Consider the following 24,449-nt stretch of genomic DNA (forward strand, 5'->3'; position numbering starts at 1 on the left):
TCATAAATGATATATTTATGTCATGACGCAGGAAACCGCTGAACACGTTGCCGCCATGCTCAGGGACGCCCGGAGCGAGAAGGGCTGGACCCAGGGCCAGCTCGCCGCCGAACTTGGCACCAGCCAAAGTGCGGTCGCCAGGATGGAGCAGGGCAAGCAGAACCTGAGCCTGAAGATGATCCAGCGGCTCGAGAACATCTTCGAGCGCAGCATCGTCAACGTGGGCAAGCCTCAGATGACCCACCTGCGCGTGGAAGGCGGACGCACCCTGTCCGGCGCCGTGGACGTTAACAGCAGCAAGAATGCCGGCGTGGCGCTGCTGTGCGCCAGCCTGATCAACCGCGGCACCACCGTGCTCCGCCGCCTCGCCCGCATCGAGGAGGTCAACCGCATCGTCGAGGTGCTGACCAGCATCGGCGTCGAGTGCACCTGGCTCAACGACACCGACCTGCGCCTGCGCCGCCCGGCCGTCCTTGACCTGGACGCCATGGACGTTGATGCAGCCCGCCGCACCCGCAGCGTCATCATGCTGCTCGGGCCGCTGCTGGATGAGTCCAGGGAATACCGGCTGCCCTACGCCGGAGGCTGCGACCTGGGCACCCGGACCGTTGAGCCCCACATGCAGGCGCTGCGCCAGTTCGGGCTTTCCGTGGAGGCCAGTGCGGGCTTCTACACCGTCCAGGCGCCGCCGGCCGACACCCAGGACCGCTCCTTCGTCCTTACCGAACGCGGCGACACGGTCACCGAGAATGCGATCATGGCGGCCGCCCACCGCCCGGGAACAACCGTGATCCGCAACGCCAGCCCCAACTACATGGTGCAGGACCTGTGCTTCTACCTCCAGATGCTCGGCGTCACCATCGAGGGCGTGGGCACCACCACCCTGAAGATCACGGGGCGCCCGGTGATCGACGCCGAAATCGAGTATTACCCCTCCGAGGACCCCATCGAGGCGATGAGCCTCATCACCGCGGGCATCGTCACCAATTCGGAGGTGACGGTCCGGCGCGTACCCATCGAGTTCATGGAGATCGAGCTGGCCACGCTGGGCCAGATGGGCCAGCAGCTGGAGGTCTCCGATGAGTACATGGCGCGCAACGGCCGCACCCGCCTGGTCGACGTGACCACCAAGCCCTCTGAGCTGAAGGCGCCCGAGGACAAGATCCACCCCATGCCGTTCCCGGGGCTGAACATCGACAACCTGCCGTTCTTCGCGGTGATCGCCGCAAATGCCACGGGCCAGACGATGATCCACGACTGGGTGTACGAGAACCGGGCGATCTACCTGACGGAGCTGAACAGGCTGGGCGCGCAGGTGCAGCTGCTGGACCCGCACCGCATCTACGTCAACGGACCCACCCGGTGGCGTGCGGCAGAGGTGGGCTGCCCGCCGGCACTGCGGCCGGCCGCCTGCCTGCTGCTGGCCATGCTCGCGGCAAGGGGCGTGTCCGAGCTGCGGAACATCTACGTGATCGAGCGCGGCTACGAGGACCTGGCCGAGCGGCTGAACACGATCGGTGCCAAGGTGGAGTACTTCCAGGACTGAGCATTAACGGTTCGTCATGATGGGCGGGGCTGCTTCACTTCCACCGCTGCTGCAGCAGAATGAACATATGCGTACATTCGGCGTCGAGGAAGAACTCCTGATCGTTGATCCGGAGTCCGGCGAACCGCTTGCCCTGGCTGACGCACTCCTTGCGGGCCGTTCAGACGCGGCGGATGACCTCCCCACGCAGCCGGCGGTGCACCATGCCGGGAAGCAGGCGGATTACGACGACGAGATGGGCCTGAGTGCCGAGCTCAAGCTGGAGCAGATTGAGACGCAGACCCGGCCCTGCCTGGAATACGGGCAACTGCTCGAACAGATTCGGGCAGGCCGTACACTCGCCGACCAGGCGGCCCGGAAGCATGACGCGAGGGTCGCTGCGCTGGCCACCTCACCGCTGGCGTCCACCACCCACACCACCCCGGACGCCCGCTACGCCAGGATGCTGGAGCGCTTCGGCCTTACCGCCCAGGAACAGCTCACCTGCGGCTTCCACGTCCACACCTACATCGAGTCCCCCGAGGAAGGCGTGGCCGTCCTGGACCGCATCCGGGACAAGCTCGCTGTACTGACAGCCCTGAGCGCCAACTCGCCCTTCTGGAACGGCGTGCCCACCGGTTTCGAAAGCTACCGCACGCAGGCCTGGAACCGTTGGCCTACGGCCGGTCCCACGGGCATTTACGGAACCTACGCCGCCTACCGACGCGTGGTCACGCGCCTGCTGGAAACCGGCGTCATGCTCGATGAAGGGATGCTGTATTTCGACGCCCGTCTGTCCCGCAGCCACCCCACCGTGGAAGTGCGGGTGGCCGATGTCTGCCTCCGCGCCGAGGACGCCGGCCTCATCGCCGTGCTGGTCCGGGCGTTGGTGGAGTCCGCGAGCAGGGAATGGCGCCAGGAGGTTGATCCGGCGCCCGTTCCCACCGTGCTACTGCGGATGGCTTCGTGGCAGGCCAGCAGCGCCGGACTCAGCGGCGAGCTTCTGGACTTCGGGAATTTCCGCCCCGCGCCTGCCCCGGACGTCGTCCGCTCTCTTGTCGATTACCTGGCGCCGGTTCTGGATGAGCAGGGCGAGCTTGCTTTGGCGCGCCAGGGGATCGAGGACATCATCGCGCGCGGGACCGGGGCGGCTGAACAGCGCCGTGCCCGCGACAAGGCATTGGCCGGAACGCCGCCGGAGGACATGGGGTTCGGTGCCGTGGTGCGGCAGGCCGTCAACGTAACGATGCGGGGGGCGCTGGATCTCGCGGAGGTGGAGGCGGCCCCGGAACTGCTGCGGGTGCGCCAGCCCTAGCCGTCCCCGGGGGCTCCCTTGAAACGAAGGAGCTTCACGCCGACCGCGATCTGCATCAGGTAGAACACGAACGGCGGAATGTCCTTGTAGCGCAGGAGGATGCCGGCAAAAACCGGTGCACTGGCAGCGGCGCTCAGCCCGGTCCCGCCCTTGAGGGGGGAGGCCTGCAGTGCCGCGCCCAGCAGGCCGACGCCGCAGGTCTGGAGGCTGGCGTACGCCAGGAAGGGCCACGCAGCGCCCCTTCGATAGGCAAATTTCTCGATGTCCGCGGCGCGGACGGCGAGGGCCCAGACGAACAGGGGGCTGCCCGCCAGCAGGGCGACGGCGGCGACGGTCGCCAGTTGTCCGGCCCGGGCAGGCCCGGTTTCTGATTCCGCGTTGCCTGCTTCCTGCCGCAGCCGCCGGGCAAGCCGCACGAATCCCAGGGGTGCCGCCGCCGTTCCTGCTGCGGCGAGGAACTGTCCCAGTGTCCAGAGGCCGCGGTGGCGTTCCAGCATGGCCAGCCGCTGCTCGGCGCTTTTGGTGGCGTGGACGTTGCCCACCATCGCGATCCCCAGCAGCCAGCACGCGCTCGCCGCGGTGCTCACCGCTCCCGCCCTGGCATATGGCTGTGACTGGCCCATGGCTTGCCTCCTTCGCCTCCGCTGCCTATTAAAGTGCGGAGGAGCGGCGGAAGCTAGATCTGCTTCAGCGCCTGTTCCAGGTCGCGGATAAGGTCATCAGCATCCTCAAGCCCCACCGAGAGGCGGACCACGCCGTCGCTCAGCCCGATGGCAGCGCGGCCCTCCGGCCCCATGGCCCGGTGTGTGGTGGTGGCCGGATGCGTGATGAGGGACTTGGAGTCGCCCAGGTTGTTGGAGATGTCGATGATCCGCAGCCCGTCCAGCAGGGCGAACGCAGCCTCCTTGCCGGACCGGCCCGCAGAGGGCGCGAGTTCCAGCGTGAGGACGGTGCCGCCGGCGCTCATCTGCTTCGCCGCCAGATCGTACTGCGGGTGGGACTTCAGCAGCGGGTACTTCACCCAGCTCACGGCCGGCTGCTGCTCCAGCCACTCAGCGAGCCGCAGGGCTGTCGCGGACGAGTGGTTGACGCGCAGGCCCATAGTCTCCAGGCCCTTGGTCAGGACCCAGGCGTTGAACGGGGAGAGTGCGGGGCCGGTATGGCGCATCAGCTGCTTGACGGGGCCGTCGATGAATTCCTGGGTTCCCAGGATGGCACCCCCCATCACCCGGCCCTGGCCGTCGATGTGCTTCGTGCCGGAGTAGACGATGACGTCCGCGCCCAGGTCCCCGCAGCGCTGCAGGAGGGGAGTGGCGAAGACGTTGTCCGCCACCACCTTGGCCCCGGCGGCGTGTGCCAGTTCGCTCACGGCCGCGATGTCCACGATTTCCTGCATCGGGTTGGACGGTGACTCGAAGAACACGGCGGTGGTGGGCTGGGACAGCGCCTCGCGCCACTGGTCCAGGTCGGGGCCGTCCACGAAGACGGTTTCCACACCCCACCGGGGGAGGATCTCGTTCAGGATGACGAAGCAGGAACCGAACAGTGACCGGGCGGCAACCACCCGGTCGCCGGCGGACAGCAGGGCAACCAGCGCGGTGAAGACCGCCGACATGCCCGACGCCGTCGCAAAGCATGCCTCGGTGCCTTCCAGCAGGCGGAGCCGTTCCTGGAAGGTTGCCACGGAGGGGTTGCCGTAGCGGGAGTAGACGAACCGTTCGTCCTCGCCGGTGAAGGCGCGTTCTGCCGCGGCCGCTGATTCGTAGACGAACCCGGAGTTCAGGAAGATGGCCTCGGACGTCTCCTGGAAGTTGGTGCGGTCGAGTCCGCCGCGGACGGCCTGGGTGTCGGCGCTCCATCCGGAGGCGTCTGGATTGAAGGTCACTTAGTTCTTTCCGAGGTTGGTGGGCAGGCCGCGGTTCTTCCAGCCGTTGATGGTCCGTTCGCCGTAGCGGTCAGGCTCCCCCTCGAAGCCTTCCAGCACGTTGTACGAGGTGAAGCCAGCCTGGGTGGCGGCAATGGCGGCGGCGACGGACCGCGCGCCGGAGCGGCACAGGAATACCAGTTCCGCGGACGGGTCCTCGGGTGCCTGCTCCCTGAGGTCCTTCAGGAAGTCGGGGTTGGGGATGCCGCCGCGGAAGGTCCACTGGATGAAGAGCGGATCGTTGTCCGTGGCCTTGGTGTCCGGAATGCCGATGTGGGCCCATTCGCCTTCGGTGCGGACGTCCACCAGGATGGCGCCCTGCTCGAGCTTGGTCCAGGCTTCCTGGGGTGTCAGGTCTCCGGCGTAGCTCATGCGTGGCCCTCGCCGTCGAATTCGCCCTCAAATTCGCCGTCCAGCTCATCGACGGCGGTGGCCACGGCGGCGTCGGCGGACGCGATCGCGGCCGGCAGGACCACTGCCTGGGCCACGATGACGCTGGTGCCATTGAAGGTGGCGGCCGGGCTGCCGTGCAGCACGTACCCCTCGTCCAGGGCAGCGGAGATCCGCTCGCAAAATTCCCGGTTGTCCGGCCCGCTGATCAGGCGGTAGGACAGTTTTTCTTCAGTGGCGGGTGCGTCAGGCACGACGGATCTCCTTCTCCCACGCTTGCAGCTCGAATCGGTCGATATGCCGAGTATTCACCTGAGGCACCCCGCCGCGAAAGGGAGGGTTGCCGACCGGCCAGTCAGGGCTTAACGCCGGTACTCATTACTCCCCAAAAACGTAACATCTGGGGCGCGCAGCCGCATCGCCGCCGTCGTCATGTTCCGTAATTGAACGGCACCCTCCGCGCGGCCGTGGCGCGTGGTCGGATTTTGCCGCGGGCATGAAAATGCTGCGGCACCCGCGGCGCCACAGCATTCATTCCCCTTACCACTATGTGAAGGCCCTGGGTTGTTCGCGTGCAGGCCTACACCAGTTCGGGATAGGTGGTGACGATGTAGTCGGCCGCGGCCGGACCCGTCATCCGCAGGCCCTTGCGGCCTGCCGGGATCTTGTCCTTCATGGCTGACCAGAAACTGGATTCGCCCCCGGGTACTTGCTGGTTGATGAAGCACCAGCTCATGTACAGGCCAAATAACCGGTCCCGGTCAAGGGTGGATTCTGACGCCTGGTCGAAGTAGGTGGCTTCCTGGAGGAACTGGTCGAACTGCGAATGTGCCATGACGGCTCCCTTCGCTCGGTGCATTGTGCCGCCGTCAGGCTGCAGCGGCGAACCTCGATGCCCTGCACTAGGGGGCAAAGGATTGCGTAGGTGCAAACCCCTGGAAGATCGGGGAGCGCAGGGTGCTGTCACCACCTTGTCTACACTGTAGACTTTACCCGTAGACCAGATATGAGGCAACAGTCCCGGTTACGGCGGGACGGCTGCCCGGCAATGAGGACCACGCGATGACTTCCGCCGTCACTCCCAGGAGCGGCCACCCGAAAACCAGGCTGAGCAGGGACATTGTCTTGGCCAAAGCCCTCGAGTTGGTGGATGCCGAAGGCCTGGAAGCGCTGAGCATGCGCCGCCTGGGGCAGGAGCTCGGCCGGGATCCCATGAGCCTGTACCGCTACGCTGAAAACCGCGCAGCTTTGCTCGACGGTGTGGCGGAGCTTGTTCTCAATGACCTCTCCATAGAACCCGCGGACCCGGACTGGAAGGCGCAGCTTCGGAAGCTTGCCCACAGCCTGCGCCGGCAAGCGCTCCGGCACCCCAACGTGGTGCCCCTGCTGGTGACGCGGCCCCTCTCCACCCCGCTGGGCCTCCGGCCGCTGGGCACCCTGAGGCCACTGGAACAGATCCTGTCCCTGCTGGTGGCGGCGGGTTTCGAACCGGCCGACTCCCTCCACGTGTACCGCGCCTACTACGGCTTCCTCTACGGCCACATCCTCAACGAAATGCAGGAGTTCGTGGTGGATCCGGAGGAGAATGAGGTGCTCCTGCGCCTGGGGCTCCACCGCCTGCCCGCAAGGGACTTTCCGCGGCTCCGCGCCCTGGCCCCTGCCCTCGCGGAATACGACGGCGAGGCAGAGCTGGACCAGGGGCTCGCGATCCTGCTGTCCGGGCTGGAAGCGCAGCTCACCGGGCAGGCGGCGCGTTCCGGCGCCTGAGGCAGGGCTATTCGAACGAGGCGCGGCGCTTGTCCTGCAGGCGGGTGTTCCAGATATCCGGCCGGTTCACCTTGAACCGCCTGCCGGTCATCGCCTTGGCGTTCAACCGGATGTAGTGGGCCTTTTCGCCCGGCTGCCACGGCTCCAGCCCAAGGCTGTCCACCGCGTCCCGGTCCGCCTGGTCCTCGAGGATTTCCGTCTCGCCCCGCACCACCACGCTCCACGCGAGCTCCGTGGCGGGATCATAACCGTCGATCTCCAACGCTGCCGGCCGCTCCATTTGGGCACCCCAGAGCTTTGTCCCCGGGGCCGTGCGGAAGACGATGCTCCGCAGACGGACAACGTAGTTCACCGGGAAGATTTCGGGGTGGCCGTCAACCACGATGGCCAACCGGCCCACGGTGTCGCCGTCAAGGAGTTCCCAGCAGTCGTCGAAGGAGAGTTTTTCGATGGGCAGGTTGTGCGAGTCCATGGTCCACACCTTACGGGTGATGCCGAACAGGGAAAAGACCCGTGGCGGGCTGCCTGGCGCTTAGTGGATGCCGGCGAACAACCCGCTCAATTCGGCGGTCAGCTCTTTCTGGACGGAGGGGGTGCCGATGTCCTTGCCATCGATCCGGTTCACGGGGGCCAGCAGGCGGACGCTGGAGATCAGCCACACGGCGTCGGCATCGAAAAGGTCCTGTGGTTCCAGGGGGCCGTAGCCCAGCTCCCACCCGGCCGCCTTGGCAGCGGTGAACAGGGCGCCCTGGGAGGTTCCCGGCAGGATGCCGCTGTCCAGCTGGGGCGTGATGAGGCGCTTCACTGACGCGCCGTCGTCGGATTCCTCCACATGCGCGAGCAGCACTGTGGAGGTGGGGCCTTCCAGGACGCGCCCATCGGAGGACAGGAAGATGACGTCGTCGGCGCCCTGCTTGTGGGCGTGGCGCAGCGCCGCCATGTTCACTGCGTAGGAGAGCGTCTTGGCGCCAAGGAGCAGCCAGGGCGCCCGTTCTGCCACGTCACTGTCGTAGCCGCGGTCCAGGAGGATGACGTCAATGCCCGTCTCGCGCTGGCGGCGCCCGGCCGCTCCGGCAGGGGAAACCTGGACCCAGGAAGTGGGGGTGGCTGCGCCTTCGGCGCCGCGGGTGGCCACGAGCTTGACCACCAGCTCGTCGGTGGCGGGATCGGTCGGCGGGTGCTCGGACCGGTGGCCGTTGACGGCGGTGGCAATGGCCCGCTGCCACGCGTCCTGCGCGGGGATCACCAGGTCCAGTGCCTCGGCGGACCCTGCAAGCCTGCTCAGGTGGGCCGGCATCTTCCGTACCGTTCCGCCCACGGCCAGCATCGTTTCGAAGACGCCGTCGCCGCGGGTGACGCCCAGATCCGTGACGAGCAGCTGGGGTTTTGATGCGTCAGCAACCCGGCCATCCGGGAAGGCGGGGTCGAGGAAGACGAGGGCCACGGGGGCTGGTGAGCTCATGGCACCAGCTTAGTGGGGTGCCGCGGATAAGCTGGGCACAGTGTGCCGGCCGGAATCCGCCCGCCGGAACCCGATCTTCCCGGGGGTTCTTGACGTGTTGTGGCCGTTTTCGCTTGCCGGTACCGCCCCGATGTGGGTTGTGGTGCTGCTGGGCATCGCCGACCTCGCCATCAGGGTGCTGGCGCTGGGCATCATTCCCGGCAACAGGCGCCCCACCACGGCGATGGCCTGGCTGTTGGGGATCTTCTTCGTCCCCTTTGTGGGCATCGTCCTGTTCCTGCTGTTCGGTAACTTCCGGCTCTCCAGCCGCCGCCGGGCGCAGCAGCAGCTGGTCAACAACCGGGTACGGGCAGGGATCACCGCGCTCTCGGATGCTGAAAGCGACTACCCCGGCCCGGAGTGGGTGAAGTCCGCCGCTGAACTGAACCGCACCCTGGGTTCGCTGCCCATGGTGGACGGCAACTCCGTGGACCTCATCCCCGGCTACCCGGACTCCATCCTGGCCATGACGCAGGCTGTGCGGAAGGCAAAGAAGTACGTCAACGCCGAGTTCTACATCATGAGCACGGACCATGTCACCGACGACCTGATCACGGCGATGGAGGAAGCGGCCGAGCGGGGTGTGGAAGTGCGACTCCTGTTCGACCACATCGGCACGCTCCGCATCAAGGGCTACAAGAACCTGCTCAAGCGCCTGAGGGCCGGAAAGATCCAGTGGAAGCGCATGCTGCCGCTGCTGCCCATCCACGGCCAGTGGCGCCGGCCCGACCTTCGCAACCACCGGAAAATCATGGTGGTGGACGGCGAGATTGCCTTCACGGGTTCGCAGAACCTGATCGAGCCCTCCTATAACAACCCGCGGCACCGCAAGGCCGGGCGCGAATGGGTGGAGCTGATGGCCTGCCTGCGCGGACCCATCGTCACCACCCTGAACGTCGTGTTCGCCACCGACTGGCTGGGTGAAACCGACGAGTCACTGGAACACCAGCTGCAGCCGCCATCCGACCCGCATCCCGGCACCGTCACGGCCCAGGTGGTCCCCAGCGGCCCTGGGTTCAGCACGGAAAACAACCTGCGGCTCTTCAACACCCTGATCTACTCCGCCCAGCACCGGATCTCGATCTGCAGCCCCTACTTCGTCCCGGACGATTCCCTGCTGTACGCGATCACCACGGCGGCGCAGCGCGGCGTGGACGTCGAACTCTTCGTGTCCGAAAAGGGCGACCAGTTCCTGGTGCACCACGCCCAGCAGTCCTACTACGAGGCCCTCCTTGAAGCCGGCGTCCGGATCTACCTGTACAAGGCCCCGTTCGTGCTGCACGCCAAGCACTTCACCATCGATGACGAGGTGGCGGTCCTTGGCTCCAGCAACATGGACATGCGCTCCTTCTCGCTGAACCTGGAGGTGTCCGTGATGCTCCTGGGCGAGGACATCGTGAACAAGATGCGGGCCGTGGAGGACACGTACCGTGACATCTCGCACGAGCTCAAGCTGGCCGGCTGGCGGAAGCGTCCCCTCGCCGCGCGCTACGTGGACAACGTGGCCCGGCTGACGGCAACCGTCCAATAGCGGCAACCGGCGGGTAGCCCGGCAGCTGCAAGGGCACCCCGGCGGACCTAGCCGTCGGCACCCACGCGGCGGTCGTCGTCGCGCTCCACGTACTCCGTCCAGCCGCCCTTCCGGTAGGCGGGAGTTCCGGCCGCGAGGGCGGTCACGGCCAGCGCGCAACAGCCGATCATCACCCCGGCCATGGAAAGCGCGTGTCCTCCCAGCAGCCCCACCAGCGGGCTGACCAGCCCCGCCACGCCCGACTGCAGGGCTCCGATGACCGCCGCCGCCGTCCCCGCCATGTGTCCGTAGTTGTGGAGGGCCAACACCGAGGCGTTTGCCGGGATCATGCCCTGGGCGGCCAGAACAAGCCACAGGCCTGCCATCAGGCCGAAGGCGCCGCCCGCGCCCGTGGCCACCACGGCCAGCAGCAGCAGGGCAAAGCCCAGCTGGACCAGGAGGGCGGTCCGCAGGAGGCGCACCGGCGGGAACTTCCGCACCAACGCCGCGTTAAGCTGCGCCGAGAGTACCAGCGCCGCACCGTTCAGGGCGAAGGCGAGGGCAAACTGCTGCCCGGTGAAGCCGTACTCGTTTTGGAAGACGAACGGCGAACCCACAACGTAGCTCATGATCAGGGCCAGCCCGAGCCCGGGGATGATGGCCAGGGCCATGAAGTGCCTGTCCCGCAGCAGGGACCAGTACGCGCCGGCCACGTGCCGGGGTCGGCCAGGAGAGCGCCTGTCGGCCGGGAGGGTCTCGGGCATGAACTTCCAGACGACCGCCACGAGGACCAGCCCGATAAGCGCCAGCACATAGAAGACGGCACGCCAGTTCCAGAACCCGGCGACCGCCTGTCCCACCGTGGGGGCGAAGAGCGGTGCAACGCCGACCACCAACATCAGCCGGGACAGCAGCCGGGCAGCAGCGGAACCGGTGAAACGGTCACGGATGACGGCCAGTGCCACGACGGCCGCGGCCGCGTTGAAGAAACCCTGCAGCACACGCAGGACCGTCAGCGTTTCAATGTTCGGCGTTACGGAACACAACAGTGAGATGGCCACGTGCAGGGCGATGCCGATGAACAGCGGCAACCGCCGTCCGAACCTGTCGGAAAAGGGGCCGATCACCAGCTGGCCGATCCCGCCGCCGAGGAGGGTCCCGGACAGCGTGAGCTGGGCGGCCGCCTGGGTGGTGTCGAGGTCAGCCACCACGGCGGGCAGGGAGGGCAGGTACATGTCGGTGGTGACCGCGGGAAGGGCGGCCAGGGCGCCAAGCATCAGGACGTACTTGACGCTGCGCGGCGGCCGCTGGCCGGTGTCATGGGGCGGGCAGGAATCCGTCACGCGGCAAACCTCACTCTGGTGGGAACACTGAGGGGCCGCCGCGTGGCTTGAGCGGGTAGAAGTCAGAAGATTACCCCGGGCGGGGACTTCCTAAACCAGCGTCCTGGTCACTCCGGCGGGAACGTTGCGCCCAGGGTGGAGAGCACACCGAACGCCTTGGTGCGGATTTCCTCGTACTCGTCGTCCGGGACCGAATCGGCGGTAATGGCGCCGCCGACGCCGAGAGAGAGTTCCGCGGTTCCGTCGCCGCCGGCGTTGATCACCAGCGTCCGGATGGCCACAGCGAGGTCCGTGGCCGCATTGAGCGAAAAGTAGCCGATGGCGCCCGAGTAGATTCCCCGGGGTCCGGCTTCCAGCCGGTCCAGGATGGCCATGGTGCTGATCTTCGGTGCCCCGGTCATCGAGCCGGCCGGAAAACACGCTGCCACCGCTTCGGCACGCGGCGAACCGGGCAGCAGGCGGGCATCGATGGTGCTGACCATCTGGTGGACGGTGGCATAGCTCTCGATGGCGCACAGCCGGCTCACCGTCACCGACCCCGGGACCGCGAAGTGGCTGAGATCGTTGCGCAGCAGGTCCACGATCATGATGTTTTCGGCGCGGTCCTTCAGGGACGTCGCCAGGTCGGTGCGCAGCTGTTCGTCCTCGCCGGGGTCGGCCGACCGGCGGCGGGTGCCCTTGATGGGCTCGGCGCGCATGCCGCCGTCGGACGCTATCTTCAGGAACCGCTCAGGCGAGGTGCTGGCCACGGTCAGGCTTCCCAGGCGCAGGTAGCTGGCGAACGGGGCGGGGTTCCTGCGCCGCAGGGCCAGGTACGTGGCCCACGGGTCGAGCGAGTCCGCCGGAATGCGGGCCTCAAGCGTGGTGGTCAGGCAGACCTCGTAGGTGTTGCCCTCCGAAATTTCGTGCTGGGCGGCGGCGATCTTCTCCCGGTAACCTGCGCCGGTGTCCCGGCTGCGGAATGCCGGCGCGGGGGTACGCACGACGCCGGTGCTGCCGCCGGCTCGGGCGTCAGCGGCCGGGCCGGCTGCGGCCTCCACCGCCGCTCTGGCTTCTCCGAGCCACTCCTCGGCGTCCGGCGCCTCCAACGCCAGGAGCCAGGTGTCCCCTGCAGCATGGTCCAGGACGACGGCCCGGCCGGCGAAGATCAGGGCGGCGTCCGGGGTGGGGGCGGAAAGGTCGCTGCCGCCGCTCTCGCGTTTGAGCTCGTAGCCCAGGCAGCCAAGCCAGCCAAGGGTGAACTGGCTTGGGTAGCCCTCCGGGGTCCGGACCGCCCGGCGGCCCCACACCGTGTCCAGCCAGCGGAAGAAAGGCCCGGTGACTTTCGCCGTCGCCGAGCCCGCGCTGACCAGGCTTTCGCCGGCTCGGTGCGTCACGCACTGTCCGAAGACGCCGCCGTCGTCCGCCATGATGCTGAACCGGCTGCGCTCGGCGGCCGCGGCATCCCCGTCCGGCCCGACCTGCTGGTGGGCGGCGCCGGCGTTGGAGGAATCCAGCCAGACCGCGTTGCGCGACCGGCCGTACAGGGACCGGAACAGCGCCGGGGCGTCAGGTGCTGCGTCCAGGCGCTCAGCGCGGAGGCGGAGGCCCCGGCGGGCGGACAGTTCGGGCGCGAGGATGGGCGCCAGCGCGGGCAGGTAGGGGAGGAGCCGCAGGAGGTCGGCGGGCGCGGATCCGTCAGCAAGGTTCTGGACCCGCAGGTCGGCGTGGCCGGGGACGTCGTCCTGGCCCAGCCACCCTTCCTCCTGCGCGGCCCACTGGTCCCAGTACGGCTCGTAGGATTCGCCGTCGCGGGCCAGTGCGCGGACGCGCCGGACCTCGTCGGGCGATTCAGCCCAGACGACGGCGCTCAGATGCGGCCGGGCCGCCTCCGCCGCGGCTCCCACACCCTCCACGATCACGATATCGGCGGGCAGCGTCACACGCGTATCGCCGTCGTAATGGTTCTCCCAGTCCCAGCTGGTCCAGGTGGCCGCCTCGCCCCGGCTGAGCGGCCTCAGGACGGTGGAAACATACCGTTCGACGCCGGCCGCCAGGCCGTTCCAGCCCGGGTAGATGTCCTCGAGGTGGAACAGCGAGACCTTGTGGTGCGCGCGGAGGCGGGCTGCGAGTTCGATGGCGAGGGTTGTCTTACCTGCGCCGGAGCGCCCGTCGATGGCGATGATGACGGGCGCTGGATTCATGGACTAGAGCGTACCGGTTTCCTCTGCACGCTTTCACCCGCGCTTTCCGCTGGCTAGAGCGCCTGGGGCTGGAGCTGCGATTTCTCCAGGACTGCGGCCTTGATGTGGCGGACCAGCCCCGGCAGCGCGGCGTGGATCTGGTGCCAGACGGCGTCGAAGTCCGAGTGGCCGCCGTACCAAGGGTCTTCGATGCCCTGGTCCAGCCGGTCTTTGTCTGCCATGGCGGGATCGAAACTGCGCAGCATGCGGATCTTGTCGAGGGACTCCTGGTCAGGAGCAGCTTCGCTGAGCCAGGCGTAATGGTCGATATCCAGCGCCAGAATCAGGTCGCGCTCGCGGAACCATTCGTGCTCCCATTCACGCGCAATGTGATGCTCGGATGTCAGCTGGGTGACGGCGAGCCTGCGGGCCGCCCGGGGATCGATAGGCCTCCCGGCCTCGTAGCCGGTGGTGCCGGCCGAATCGACTGCCACCAGACCGTCCAGCCCTTCGCGTTCGAGCGCCGCGACGAGCATCAGCTCCGCCATGGGGGACCGGCAGATGTTGCCCGTGCAGACGGTGATGACGCGGTATGGGCTCGACGTTGAGTTCATGAACTAAGCATGCGCGCTGGAATCCCCCTTGGCTAGCCGGAGGTTCATAAAGTTTTACATCTTTGTAAAGATGCATGACCTCGAATAACAAGGGTACTTACCACGCTGGTGCGGTTGCTCCCCGACGGGTCATCGACGGTACTTCTAGTGAATCAGGGCCAGCAGGATCCCCACCGCAACAAAAAGTGCGCCGAAGACCCTGCTGAGGACAAGCTGGCCCCGTTCGGTGCTGGTAAAGCGGTGGAAGGACCTGGCTGCCGCCGCGAAGAAGAACCACATCACCAGGATGTCGATAACCACAATGGTCGCCGTGAGGACGGCGTACTGCGTGAACAGGGATTCTTCGGGCCGGATGAACTGAGGAGTGAAGGCGAGGAAGAAGACGATCGCCTTCGGGTTCAACAGGTTCACCCAAAAACCGCGGCGGAAGATGGACCAGGCGGGTTCGTTGCGCAGGGCCGCGGCCTGCTCCTGCTCCACGGCGGGTTTGCTCAGGAACTGCCGGATGCCCAGGTAGACCAGGTAAGCCGCTCCCGCATACCGGATCACATTGAAGGCCATAGGGGAGCTCGCCACCAGGACACCTACGCCCAGTGCCACGATCAGGACGTGCACAACCAGTGCTGCCTGTTGCCCCAGGATTCCCCAGATGGACCGGCGGAACCCGGCGTTGAGCGAGTTGCTCATGGTGTTGATGGCCCCGGCTCCGGGGGTGAAGCTGATCAGGGCGCCGGCGCCGGCCAACGCCAGCCACAGGGAAAATTGCACTTGACAATCTTACCGGCTTGCCTGTGCCCTTCCTCAGCCACATTTGCCATGCTTGGAGTGCACCCAGTGATCCATGGTGCACGGCAGGCCCAGGTGGTACCGGTCAAAGTAATAGTGGGGACCGTTGGAGAGGTACCCGTCCTCGTCGAGGCCAAAATGGCCGATCATGAGGAATCCGCGCTCAAGGGCCACGTCCCGCAGTGCATCAGCTTCCGCCAGCACCCGTGCATGGGCGGAACCGGTGCACTCCCACCCTCCGGCGTGGGCGATGGCGAAGTACCGGGTGGTGTCCGGGTCCAGATGCTCCAGGATCGTGTCGAAATGGGGCTCGAGGCTTCCGTCGAATTGGCAGCTGGCAACCCCGATGTCCGCAAACTGCATCTCCGCGTCGAGCTCGATCAGGACGAGCCTGGGCAGGATTTCCCCCTCGGGGGCTATCAGCAGACGGGCAAGGAACTCGAGGTCAAAGCCTGCTTGGATGATCATGTTCCGAGGCTAAGGAGCGCGGCGAAACATCGGAACAGTCATACGCGCCTATGTGGACAACGGCTAAGCCCTGGCGATGACCTCGCCGTTCGGGATCAGGAACCAGCCGTCGTCGGTGGATCCCCAGCGGTGCCAGCCGGCGGAGATCCGGGCGAGGTCGGCCGGGTTGGCAAAACCGTACTCCAGCGCCTGCTCGGCGAACGCCGAATGCAGGACCCGTTCACCCCAGACCCGCGCCTGCCAGCGGCGCTGCTGGGCGGTTGCGTAAAGCCAGTTGCTGCTGGTGGGGGCAACGTCGGTGAAACCTGCGGCCTGGGCCCAACTGACCAGGCGTCGTCCGGCATCGGGCTCCGCTCCGTTGCGCCGCGCGATCCGCTGGTACAGGTCCATCCACTCGTCCAGCTCAGGGATGGCGGGGTACCAGCTCATGCCGTGGAAGTCGGCGTCGCGGACGGCGACGATGCCGCCGGGCTTGGCTACCCGCCGCATCTCCCGGAGCGCCTCGACCGGGTCCGTCAGGTGCTGGAGCACCTGGTGGGCATGGACGACGTCGAACGTTTCGTCCGCGAAGTCGAGGTCGTAGATGTTCCCGGCAACGAATTCCACGTTGCCCACCTCGCGCTCGACGGCGAGCGCCTGCGCCTGGACGATGATGTCCGGTGAGCGGTCCAGCCCGGTGACCTTGCCGGGGCTGACCAGGGCGGCAAAGTCGCAGGTAATGCTGCCGGGCCCGCACCCGACGTCGAGCAGGCTGGACCCGGCCGTGAGGTAGGGGAGGACGAACGCGGCGGAATTCTCGGCCGTCCTGGCGGCATGGGCGCGGACCACGGATTCGTGGTGGCCATGCGTGTAGACATCATCTTCAGGCTGCTCGGCGCTCACCAAACGCTACCCCTTACCCACGGGACCTACTCGGATTCCGTCCTTGCCGCCACCGTTGCTTCCACCATTGCCGTAATGAACCGGGTAACGGTTTCCAGTTCCTGCTCGGAGAAATTGGCCATGGCGCTCCCCATGTGCTGCGCCAAGGGGGCGAAGATCGCGCCGCCTTCCTGGAACGCCTTCGGGGTCATCTTCAGCTGGACCTGGCGCCGGTCCGTACTGTTCCGTTCCCGCACGATGTGCCCGGAGCTGTCCAGGCGGTCGATCAAGGCCGTGGTGGCGGGGGAGCTCAGGTTCAGCTCCTTGCGGAGTACTCCAGGCGTCACGGCGCTGCCCGCGGCTGTGTGCCGCATGATGACGGCCAGGGCGTTCATGTCCGTGCGGTGCATGTCCTTCCGGCCGCCGGCGGTATCAACGTAGCGGTTGGCCTCCATGGTGAACTCCTGGAGGAGGCGGAGCAGCGGGTGGGACGGGCCTCCCGGGGCGGCTTCCGACGAAGCAGTTGCCGGGTCCGTTGACTCTTCGCGTGCCATTTCCACCTCCCCGCGGTTCCTCGGTTCCTGCCCGTGGATTGCTCCGGGCGTCCTGAGGGATATTACTGCAGCCCCGCCCTCCAAGAGGACGACATCAAAAAAAGCTTGGCAGCCACTTATCTCCACCATGGAGATAATCTATGATGGAACAAATATTACTCTGCGTTCTTACGGATGGAAGGCATCATGAATCGCATAAAAGCTGCCAACGAACGCGCTCCCTTCTTGCTGCGCTGGCTGGTCCCCGCCGTCCTGGTGCTGATCTGGCTGGGGCTGGCCGGTGTCGGAGGCCCCACCTTCGGCCGGCTCGAGGAAGTTTCGTCCAACGACCAGGCGTCCTTCCTGCCCGCCAGCGCCGAGGCCACGGAAGCGCAGGACTGGCAGGCGAAGTTCCGTGAGTCCGACGAGGTTCCGGGCGTCATCGTGATCGAGAACAGCGACGTTTTCACTCCAGCGCAGCTCGGGGAGCTGGCGAGCCTGAAATCCGAGCTTGAAGGCCTCAAGCTGGGCAGTACGGTGATAGGCCCAATCCCGTCGAAGGACGCCAAGGCTGTGCAGTTCGTGGTCCCCGTCGGCTCCTCCGACGAGATCAAGGACGCGGTCAAGGAACTCCGAGACACGGTCAACGAGGCAGCCCCGGAAGGCACGCAAACCTTCGTCACCGGCCCGGCTGGCCTCGCCGCCGACCTCACGTCCGCCTTCGGCGGCATCGACGGCATCCTCCTGCTCGTGGCCCTGTCCGCGGTGTTCGTGATCCTCCTGGTCGTCTACCGGTCCCTGCTGCTGCCCATCATGGTGCTGCTGACATCCGTTTTCGCCCTCTGCGCGTCCATCCTGCTGGTCTTCGGAATGGCCAAGGCCGGCTGGATCCAGCTGAACGGCCAAAGCCAGGGCATCCTTTCAATCCTCGTGATCGGTGCGGCAACGGACTACGCGCTGCTGTTCGTGGCGCGCTTCCGTGAAGCCCTCACCCACACGACCAACCGCACGGCCGCCGTCCTGACTGCATGGAAAGCGTCCTTCGAGCCCATCCTGGCCTCCGGTGCCACAGTGATCATCGCGCTCCTGTGCCTGCTCTTCTCGGACCTCAATTCCAACAAGGCCCTGGGTCCCGTCGCGGCCGCCGGCATCCTGTGCGCGCTGTTCGCCGCACTCACCCTGCTGCCCGCACTGATGGCGCTGCTCGGCCGCGCAGCCTTCTGGCCGTTCCGTCCCAGGCTGGTCCCGGCTGACCAGCGCGAGCCCGAACTGGTCACCGGCCTGGAAGGGCAAAAGGGCCTCTGGCGCGCCACCGGTTCCCTGGTTGCCCGGCGGCCCCGGACAGTGTGGCTCGCCTCGGTCCTGCTGCTGGTGGCAGCCGCCGGCGGCCTGCTCCAGCTCAAGGCCAACGGCGTGCCCCAAACCGACGTCATCCTCACCGCATCCAATGCCGTGGACGGCCAGGACGCGCTGGCCCGCCACTTCGACGCCGGCAGCGGCAGCCCCGCCGTCGTGGTTGCCGACCAGGGCAAGGCAACGGAGGTGCTGGACCGGGTGAAAGCGGACGACGGCGTGGGCGAGGCGTACCTGCTCGGCCAGGGCAGCGTGCCCATCACCGGAGCCCCGGGCGCCCCCACCGCACCGGACGTCCGGGACGGGAAGGTGCTCATTAATGCCACCCTGAACGACGCGGCAGACTCCCTGGAGGCCGAGGAGACCATCAAGGCCCTGCGCGCGGAAGTGAAAGCCGTTGACCCCGGCGCCCTGGTGGGTGGTGTGACCGCCACGGCGCTGGACACCAATACGACGGCCCAGCACGACCTGATGGTCATCATCCCGGTGGTCCTCGTGGTGATCCTGTTCATCCTGATGCTGCTGCTGCGCTCCGTCGTGGCCCCGGTCCTGCTGGTGCTCTCCGTGGTGGTGTCCTACGGCGCCGCGCTCGGCGTTTCGGCCCTCGTGTTCAACAACCTCTTCGGCTTCCCCGGCGCCGATGCCACCGTTCCGCTGTTCGGCTTCGTGTTCCTGGTGGCGCTGGGCGTGGACTACAACATCTTCCTGATGAGCCGGGTGCGCGAGGAGTCGCTCAAGCACGGCACACGGCCCGGCATCCTCCGCGGGCTCAGCGTCACCGGCGGTGTGATCACCTCGGCCGGCGTGGTGCTTGCCGCACCCTTCGCCGCCCTGGGCGTCATCCCCATCATGTTCCTGGTGCAGCTCGCGTTCATCGTGGCGTTCGGCGTGCTGCTGGACACCGTGCTGGTGCGCTCGCTGCTGGTGCCGGCCCTGGCGTACGACATCGGGCCCGGGATCTGGTTGCCCGGCAAGCTGGGGCGGACCCCGGATGCGGCACCTGAAGAACCCCTGTTGGCCGAAATCCCCGCTCGGTAGACTGCCAGTGCGCCCGCATGGACGCGGAGTCCCGAAGGAGAGATCACCATGACTGAATATCCTGAATCCGCAGCCGAAGAACCCCGCAGGGACGGTGCCGCTCCGGGCATGGAGGGTGAGGGCGGGCAGTACGTTGACGGCGACTACGGGGATGCCGGCCACGTCAACGTCCCCGCTGACAACCTGGCTGAAGGCGAATACCCGGAGGGTGATTACGGGGACGCGGGTGCCGAGGGCGGCGAACGGACTGAGGGTGCCATCCGGGAGGGGCTCACCGACGGGCAGGTCCAGGCAACCCCCGAGGAGCGCGGTCCCCTCCACGGCAACCGGGACACCGGCAGGTAGGACGCCCCACAAGAGGTTCTCCAGGAGCGAACGGGCCAGCCGCCGTCGTGGCTTCATATGGTCCAAAAACCGCGCAGCGGCAAGGGATGGCATCCCTTTGACCTGCCGCACCATCCCAAAGTTGAGCCACCTCCGCTCAACTTTGGGTTGACATCATTGGCGCCCTGAGTAAAGTTGAGTGCAGAACGCTCAATTACTCGGGGCGCCAACCAGTTTCCAAGGAAAGAAGGAAGCAACACATGTCACGTGCAGTAGGTATCGACCTCGGAACCACCAACTCCGTCGTCTCCGTTCTCGAAGGTGGCGAGCCCACCGTTATTGCCAACGCCGAGGGTGGCCGCACCACGCCGTCGGTCGTTGCATTCTCCAAGTCCGGCGAGGTCCTGGTTGGCGAAATCGCCAAGCGCCAGGCCGTCAACAACATCGAGCGCACCATCGCTTCGGTCAAGCGCCACATGGGCACCGACTGGAAGGTGGACATCGACGGCAAGAAGTACACCCCGCAGGAAATCTCCGCGCGTATCCTCATGAAGTTGAAGAACGACGCCGAGTCCTACCTGGGTGAAAAGGTCACCGACGCGGTCATCACCGTCCCGGCCTACTTCAACGACGCCGAGCGCCAGGCCACCAAGGAAGCCGGCGAAATCGCAGGCCTGAACGTCCTGCGCATCGTCAACGAGCCCACCGCCGCAGCACTCGCCTACGGCCTGGACAAGGGCAAGGAAGACGAACTCATCCTGGTCTTCGACCTCGGTGGCGGTACGTTCGACGTCTCCCTGCTGGAAGTCGGCAAGGACGAAGACAACTTCTCCACCATCCAGGTCCGCGCCACCGCCGGTGACAACCGCCTGGGCGGCGACGACTGGGACCAGCGCGTTGTTGATTACCTGCTGAACCAGCTCAAGGTCAAGGGCATCGACCTCTCCAAGGACAAGATCGCCCTGCAGCGCCTCCGCGAAGCTGCCGAGCAGGCCAAGAAGGAACTCTCCTCCTCCTCCAGCACCAACGTCTCCCTCCAGTACCTCTCCGTCACCCCCGACGGCCCGGTGCACCTGGACGAGCAGCTGACCCGCGCCAAGTTCCAGGACCTCACCAAGGACCTGCTGGAGCGCACCAAGAAGCCGTTCCACGACGTCATCAAGGAAGCCGGCATCAAGCTCTCCGACATCAACCACATCGTGCTGGTGGGCGGCTCCACCCGTATGCCGGCTGTGTCCGAGCTGGTAAAGGAACTGGCCGGTGGCAAGGAGCCCAACAAGGGCGTCAACCCCGATGAGGTTGTTGCCGTGGGCGCAGCCCTGCAGGCAGGCGTGCTGAAGGGCGAGCGCAAGGACGTCCTGCTGATCGACGTCACCCCGCTGTCCCTCGGCATCGAAACCAAGGGCGGCGTGATGACGCACCTGATCGAGCGCAACACCGCCATCCCCACCAAGCGGTCCGAGACCTTCACCACCGCTGACGACAACCAGCCGTCCGTGGCCATCCAGGTCTTCCAGGGCGAGCGTGAGTTCACCCGCGACAACAAGCCGCTGGGCACGTTCGAACTGACCGGCATCGCTCCGGCACCGCGCGGCGTTCCCCAGGTTGAGGTCACCTTCGACATCGACGCCAATGGCATCGTCCACGTCTCCGCGAAGGACAAGGGCACCGGCAAGGAACAGTCCATGACCATCACGGGTGGCTCCAGCCTCTCCAAGGAAGACATCGACCGCATGGTCCGTGACGCCGAGGAGCACGCAGCCGAGGACAAGGCCCGCCGCGAGGCAACCGACACCCGCAACACCGCCGAGCAGCTGGCCTACTCCGTGGACAAGCTGATCGCCGACAACGCCGACAAGCTGCCCGAAGAGGTCAAGACCGAGGTCCAGGCCGACGTCGACAACCTCAAGAAGGCCCTCGAAGGCACCGATGACGCCGCTGTGAAGTCCGCGTTCGAGAAGCTGCAGGCTTCCCAGACCAAGCTCGGCGAAGCCATCTACGCCCAGGCCGGTTCGCCGGACGGCGCAGGCGCTGCCGGTGCTGAAGGCGCCGCAGGCGGTTCCGCAGGCAGCAAGGCTGACGAAGACATCGTCGACGCCGAGATCATCGACGAAGACGAAGCGAAGAAGTAGCCATGCCGCACCACGGTAACGAGGAAGAGCACAACACAGCCGCGAACCGGCAGAACGAGCAGGCCAACGGCCAGGAGCCGGTCATCCGGGACCACCGCAAGGTCGACCCGGTGACCGGGCAGGCCCGGCACCCGGAGGGCAGCCGCGCTGACGGCGGAAATACTGCACCCGGGGCCGGTTCCCAGGCAGAAGCAGCGGATTCCGACGGCGATGCGCTTGCCCAGGCCGAGGAGATCCTCAACGGCATGGACGTGCCGGCCGAGAAATCCGTGGCCCAGGGGGCTCCGGCAGGATCTGCCGGCAACGCCGAAGCAGCCGAACTGCGCAACGACCTGCTCCGCCTCCAGGCCGAGTACGTCAACTACCGCAAGCGTGTGGAACGCGACCGCGCCGTGGCAGGGGAGATGGCCGTCATCGGCGTCCTGAACTCCCTGCTTCCGGTCCTGGATGACGTCGACGCCGCCCGGCAGCACGGTGACCTCACCGACGGTCCCTTCGCCGCGATCGCCACCAAGCTGGAGAACGCGCTGAAGACCTACGGCCTGGTCCGGATCAACGAGACAGGCGTCGAGTTCGATCCCACGATCCACGAGGCCCTGATCCAGCAGCCCGGCGAGGACATCGAGGTTGACACCGTCAGCCAGGTCCTCCGCTCCGGCTACAAGTCAGGAGAACGCGTCCTCCGCGCAGCCCAGGTCATCGTGGCTGTTCCGGCTTAGTCCGGCGGTCGTCTCGCCTAAGGTGAGGTAACCACAAAGCTCGCAGCGGTACAGGGGCCCCGGGAGTGGCATCGGGCCTGCCGGAGCGTGGTGGCTTGGTCCGTGAGGACCAAGCCACCACGCGTAGGGGCGGGGCCCCTGTACCGCGGAGAGCTGTTAGTTAGAAACTCTGAAAGGAAACGCCATTGGCTAGCCAGGATTGGGTGGACAAGGACTTTTACAAGATCCTTGGTGTTGCCAAGGACGCTTCCGATGCCGACATCAAGAAGGCCTACCGGAAGCTTGCGCGGCAGCACCACCCTGACACCAACCCGGGGAACGCTGCTTCCGAGAAGAAGTTCAAGGACATCTCCGAGGCCTATTCGGTGCTCTCGGATCCAGACGAGCGCCAGCAGTACGATGCCATCCGGGCCATGGGCAGCGGTGCCCGGTTCGCCCCCGGCGGTCCCGGCGGCGGAAACGGCGGGTTCGAGGACATGTTCGGTGGCCTGTTCACAGGCAACACCGGACGCCATGCCGGCGGCTTCAACCCCGCGGGCGGCGGTATTCCGCCTGAGTTCGCGGACCTCTTCGGCGGCTTCGGTGGGGCCCCCGGATTCCAGCGCACCCCGCAGAAGGGCGCCGACCGCACCGCCTCCACGAGCATCTCCTTCGCCGGGTCCATTCGTGGAACCACCATCGGCCTGCGGGAACCGAACGGCGAGGTCATCGATGTCCGGGTTCCGGCCGGCATCAAGGACGGACAGAAGGTCCGCGTCCGCGGCAAGGGCCAGCCCGGTGCTGCCGGCAACGGCGACCTGGTGGTGTCCGTCTCCGTCCAGCCGCACGCGTTCTACACGCGCGACGGCGACAACCTGCGCATCCACGTTCCGGTCACCTTCCCGGAGGCTGCCCTGGGCGCCGACATCGAGGTGCCAACGATCGACGGCGACAAGGTGAAGGTCCGCGTTCCGGCGGGCACGCCGTCGGGCCGCACCCTGCGGGTCAAGGGCAAGGGCGTGAAGACGTCCAAGGCAACCGGTGACCTTCTGGTGACCATCGACGTCGCGGTTCCCAAGAACCTCAACAAGGACGCCGAAGCCGCAGTGAAGGCCTTTGCCGAGGCCACGTCGTCGGCCGATGTCCGTGAGGGCCTGGCAGCCAAGGCCCGGCTCTAGGAGCGGAGGTGAGCCGTGGACATCAATGCTGACCAGCCGATCTTCGTGATCTCCGTGGCGGCTGAGCTGGCGGACATGCACCCGCAGACGCTGCGGCAGTACGACCGGCTGGGCATCGTCAAGCCCAGCCGCGCCCCCGGGAAGTCCCGGCGCTATTCGCAGCGGGACGTGAACATGCTGAGGGAAGTGCAGCGGCTGTCCCAGGAGGGCGTGTCGCTGGAGGGGATCAAGCGCATCCTGGAACTCGAGAACCAAGTGGCCGCGCTCCAAAGCCGGGTGGCCGAGCTGACCGAGGAACTGGGCCGCCGGCCGCAGGCGTTCGATTCCCGCATCTTCGCGGCAGGCGCCGCCGGCGACGTGGTGAGCCTGGCCCGGGGCCAGCGGCCACGGCCGCGGTCGCAGGCCGTGGTGCTGTGGCGGCCGCGGGCCATCGGGCAGTAGGCACGAACGAGTAAGTAGTGCCCCCGCCGTCCCGGGAAAAACCGAGTACCCACTACTCGTGACCGAAGAGGCCCCCAAAACTTGAATGGAACCATCGCCGGATCAGCGGCGGTGGTTCCACAAGTTCTGGGGGTTCTTCCGTGTTTAAGGTTCTCAGCAAAAGTCTTCATCCCAAGGGCCGGCCATGAGCCCGGGGATGGAAGCGGTGGCCGCGTTCAGCGGCTCAATTCCAGGCCAGGTCCTGCTGGCCATCGGGCAGACCGTCGTGGTGGTGTGCGTCTGCTTCGACATGGTGCGGGAGTTGTCCGTCCCGCGGTCGCACCGCCGTTACGTGGCCAGCACCGTGTTCCGCACCCTGGCCATCCCGTCCATTATGGCCAACATGCTGACGGTCTTCATCGCCGTGGTGGTCTCTTCCTGGATCGACGTGGTGATGGGGATGTTCGTGCTGGTCGCCATCGTGTTCCGCTTCCACCACGACCAGGATGAGGACAACTGGTGGAAGGGCAAGGGCAAGAAGCTCGCGCGCTGGGCCCGCCGGCAGTTCTCCGGCCGGACCGCCGCCGCCCCGGCCATGGGGTAGCGG

General features: G+C 66.6%; 25 protein-coding genes and 1 riboswitch. Of the genes, 11 read left to right on the forward strand and 14 right to left on the reverse strand.

Going from position 1 to position 24,449, the window contains the following annotated elements; translation table 11 throughout:
* Window positions 1–22: 22 nt before the first annotated feature.
* Both AC3IMC_RS00395 and AC3IMC_RS00400 read left to right on the forward strand, forming a co-directional pair.
* Window positions 23–1,546 carry a UDP-N-acetylglucosamine 1-carboxyvinyltransferase gene (locus tag AC3IMC_RS00395; protein ID WP_490916425.1) on the forward strand — a complete coding sequence of 508 codons (1,524 nt, stop codon included), beginning with the start codon at window positions 23–25 and terminating at the stop codon, window positions 1,544–1,546.
* Between the two features lie 67 nt (window positions 1,547–1,613).
* Window positions 1,614–2,840, forward strand: coding sequence for a glutamate--cysteine ligase 2 (locus AC3IMC_RS00400; protein WP_490916426.1), 1,227 nt, complete (start codon window positions 1,614–1,616; stop codon window positions 2,838–2,840).
* On the opposite strand, the gene AC3IMC_RS00405 is transcribed toward AC3IMC_RS00400, so the two are convergent.
* The 5 genes from AC3IMC_RS00405 to AC3IMC_RS00425 form a co-directional block, all read right to left on the reverse strand.
* Entirely contained in the window at window positions 2,837–3,463 is a 627-nt protein-coding gene (locus AC3IMC_RS00405) for a hypothetical protein (RefSeq protein ID WP_490916427.1), read from the reverse strand. The two genes, AC3IMC_RS00400 and AC3IMC_RS00405, sit on opposite strands and share 4 nt — an antisense overlap.
* A 53-nt stretch (window positions 3,464–3,516) precedes the next feature.
* Window positions 3,517–4,725: an O-succinylhomoserine sulfhydrylase gene (locus AC3IMC_RS00410; RefSeq protein WP_490916428.1), complete on the reverse strand. Its 1,209-nt coding sequence runs from the start codon at window positions 4,723–4,725 to the stop codon at window positions 3,517–3,519.
* A complete protein-coding gene (locus tag AC3IMC_RS00415; RefSeq protein WP_490916429.1) occupies window positions 4,726–5,136 on the reverse strand; it encodes a rhodanese-like domain-containing protein in 411 nt (136 codons plus the stop codon).
* Entirely contained in the window at window positions 5,133–5,408 is a 276-nt protein-coding gene (locus AC3IMC_RS00420) for a DUF1737 domain-containing protein (RefSeq protein WP_490916430.1), read from the reverse strand. Before AC3IMC_RS00420 ends, AC3IMC_RS00415 begins: the two co-directional genes overlap by 4 nt.
* A gap of 13 nt (window positions 5,409–5,421) precedes the next feature.
* Window positions 5,422–5,537, reverse strand: a riboswitch (SAM riboswitch).
* Window positions 5,538–5,734: 197 nt separating this feature from the next.
* A complete protein-coding gene (locus tag AC3IMC_RS00425; protein WP_490916431.1) occupies window positions 5,735–5,989 on the reverse strand; it encodes a hypothetical protein in 255 nt (84 codons plus the stop codon).
* A gap of 227 nt (window positions 5,990–6,216) precedes the next feature.
* On the opposite strand from AC3IMC_RS00425, the gene AC3IMC_RS00430 reads away from it, so the two are divergent.
* Window positions 6,217–6,921 carry a TetR/AcrR family transcriptional regulator C-terminal domain-containing protein gene (locus AC3IMC_RS00430; protein WP_490916432.1) on the forward strand — a complete coding sequence of 235 codons (705 nt, stop codon included), beginning with the start codon at window positions 6,217–6,219 and terminating at the stop codon, window positions 6,919–6,921.
* Window positions 6,922–6,928: 7 nt separating this feature from the next.
* Here the strand turns inward: AC3IMC_RS00430 and AC3IMC_RS00435 are convergent, their stop codons facing one another.
* Together AC3IMC_RS00435 and AC3IMC_RS00440 are read right to left on the reverse strand one after the other, a co-directional pair.
* Complete coding sequence (locus AC3IMC_RS00435; protein ID WP_490916434.1) at window positions 6,929–7,393, reverse strand: pyridoxamine 5'-phosphate oxidase family protein; 465 nt, start codon at window positions 7,391–7,393, stop codon at window positions 6,929–6,931.
* A 60-nt stretch (window positions 7,394–7,453) separates the two neighbouring features.
* Window positions 7,454–8,383 (reverse strand): aminodeoxychorismate lyase, encoded by a 930-nt coding sequence (locus AC3IMC_RS00440; protein WP_490916435.1) that lies wholly within the window; start codon window positions 8,381–8,383, stop codon window positions 7,454–7,456.
* Between the two features lie 130 nt (window positions 8,384–8,513).
* Here AC3IMC_RS00440 and cls point away from each other — a divergent pair, with 130 nt between their 5' ends.
* Window positions 8,514–9,953: a cardiolipin synthase gene (cls, locus tag AC3IMC_RS00445; protein WP_490916764.1), complete on the forward strand. Its 1,440-nt coding sequence runs from the start codon at window positions 8,514–8,516 to the stop codon at window positions 9,951–9,953.
* A 47-nt stretch (window positions 9,954–10,000) separates the two neighbouring features.
* Here the strand turns inward: cls and AC3IMC_RS00450 are convergent, their stop codons facing one another.
* From AC3IMC_RS00450 to AC3IMC_RS00480, 7 genes are all read right to left on the reverse strand, one after another.
* A complete protein-coding gene (locus AC3IMC_RS00450; RefSeq protein WP_490916436.1) occupies window positions 10,001–11,275 on the reverse strand; it encodes a multidrug effflux MFS transporter in 1,275 nt (424 codons plus the stop codon).
* Between the two features lie 107 nt (window positions 11,276–11,382).
* Window positions 11,383–13,458, reverse strand: coding sequence for an aminodeoxychorismate synthase component I (pabB, locus tag AC3IMC_RS00455; protein ID WP_490916437.1), 2,076 nt, complete (start codon window positions 13,456–13,458; stop codon window positions 11,383–11,385).
* Window positions 13,459–13,511: 53 nt separating this feature from the next.
* Window positions 13,512–14,051 (reverse strand): low molecular weight protein-tyrosine-phosphatase, encoded by a 540-nt coding sequence (locus AC3IMC_RS00460; protein WP_490916438.1) that lies wholly within the window; start codon window positions 14,049–14,051, stop codon window positions 13,512–13,514.
* A 144-nt stretch (window positions 14,052–14,195) separates the two neighbouring features.
* The gene (locus tag AC3IMC_RS00465) at window positions 14,196–14,819 is read right to left on the reverse strand and encodes a LysE family transporter (protein ID WP_490916439.1); all 624 of its coding nucleotides are present in this window, start codon (window positions 14,817–14,819) and stop codon (window positions 14,196–14,198) included.
* A gap of 33 nt (window positions 14,820–14,852) precedes the next feature.
* Entirely contained in the window at window positions 14,853–15,305 is a 453-nt protein-coding gene (locus AC3IMC_RS00470; protein WP_490916440.1) for a hypothetical protein, read from the reverse strand.
* A gap of 63 nt (window positions 15,306–15,368) precedes the next feature.
* On the reverse strand, window positions 15,369–16,187 hold the full coding sequence (locus AC3IMC_RS00475) for a methyltransferase domain-containing protein (RefSeq protein ID WP_490916441.1): 819 nt from the start codon (window positions 16,185–16,187) through the stop codon (window positions 15,369–15,371).
* Between the two features lie 26 nt (window positions 16,188–16,213).
* Window positions 16,214–16,720 carry a MarR family winged helix-turn-helix transcriptional regulator gene (locus AC3IMC_RS00480; protein ID WP_490916442.1) on the reverse strand — a complete coding sequence of 169 codons (507 nt, stop codon included), beginning with the start codon at window positions 16,718–16,720 and terminating at the stop codon, window positions 16,214–16,216.
* Window positions 16,721–16,906: 186 nt separating this feature from the next.
* Between AC3IMC_RS00480 and AC3IMC_RS00485 the strand changes: the two genes are divergently transcribed.
* From AC3IMC_RS00485 to AC3IMC_RS00515, 7 genes are all read left to right on the forward strand, one after another.
* Window positions 16,907–19,090: an MMPL family transporter gene (locus AC3IMC_RS00485; RefSeq protein ID WP_490916443.1), complete on the forward strand. Its 2,184-nt coding sequence runs from the start codon at window positions 16,907–16,909 to the stop codon at window positions 19,088–19,090.
* 48 nt (window positions 19,091–19,138) lie between these two features.
* Window positions 19,139–19,435, forward strand: a complete 297-nt coding sequence (locus AC3IMC_RS00490) for a hypothetical protein (protein ID WP_490916444.1) — start codon at window positions 19,139–19,141, stop codon at window positions 19,433–19,435.
* A 239-nt stretch (window positions 19,436–19,674) separates the two neighbouring features.
* Entirely contained in the window at window positions 19,675–21,546 is a 1,872-nt protein-coding gene (gene dnaK / locus AC3IMC_RS00495; protein ID WP_490916445.1) for a molecular chaperone DnaK, read from the forward strand.
* A 2-nt stretch (window positions 21,547–21,548) separates the two neighbouring features.
* Window positions 21,549–22,265, forward strand: a complete 717-nt coding sequence (locus AC3IMC_RS00500; protein ID WP_490916446.1) for a nucleotide exchange factor GrpE — start codon at window positions 21,549–21,551, stop codon at window positions 22,263–22,265.
* A gap of 185 nt (window positions 22,266–22,450) precedes the next feature.
* Window positions 22,451–23,422, forward strand: a complete 972-nt coding sequence (locus AC3IMC_RS00505) for a DnaJ C-terminal domain-containing protein (protein ID WP_490916447.1) — start codon at window positions 22,451–22,453, stop codon at window positions 23,420–23,422.
* A gap of 15 nt (window positions 23,423–23,437) precedes the next feature.
* On the forward strand, window positions 23,438–23,863 hold the full coding sequence (locus tag AC3IMC_RS00510) for a heat shock protein transcriptional repressor HspR (protein WP_221387433.1): 426 nt from the start codon (window positions 23,438–23,440) through the stop codon (window positions 23,861–23,863).
* A gap of 196 nt (window positions 23,864–24,059) precedes the next feature.
* Window positions 24,060–24,446 carry a hypothetical protein gene (locus tag AC3IMC_RS00515; protein ID WP_490916765.1) on the forward strand — a complete coding sequence of 129 codons (387 nt, stop codon included), beginning with the start codon at window positions 24,060–24,062 and terminating at the stop codon, window positions 24,444–24,446.
* Window positions 24,447–24,449 lie beyond the last annotated feature (3 nt).

The organism is Arthrobacter sp. E70 (assembly GCF_058266945.1).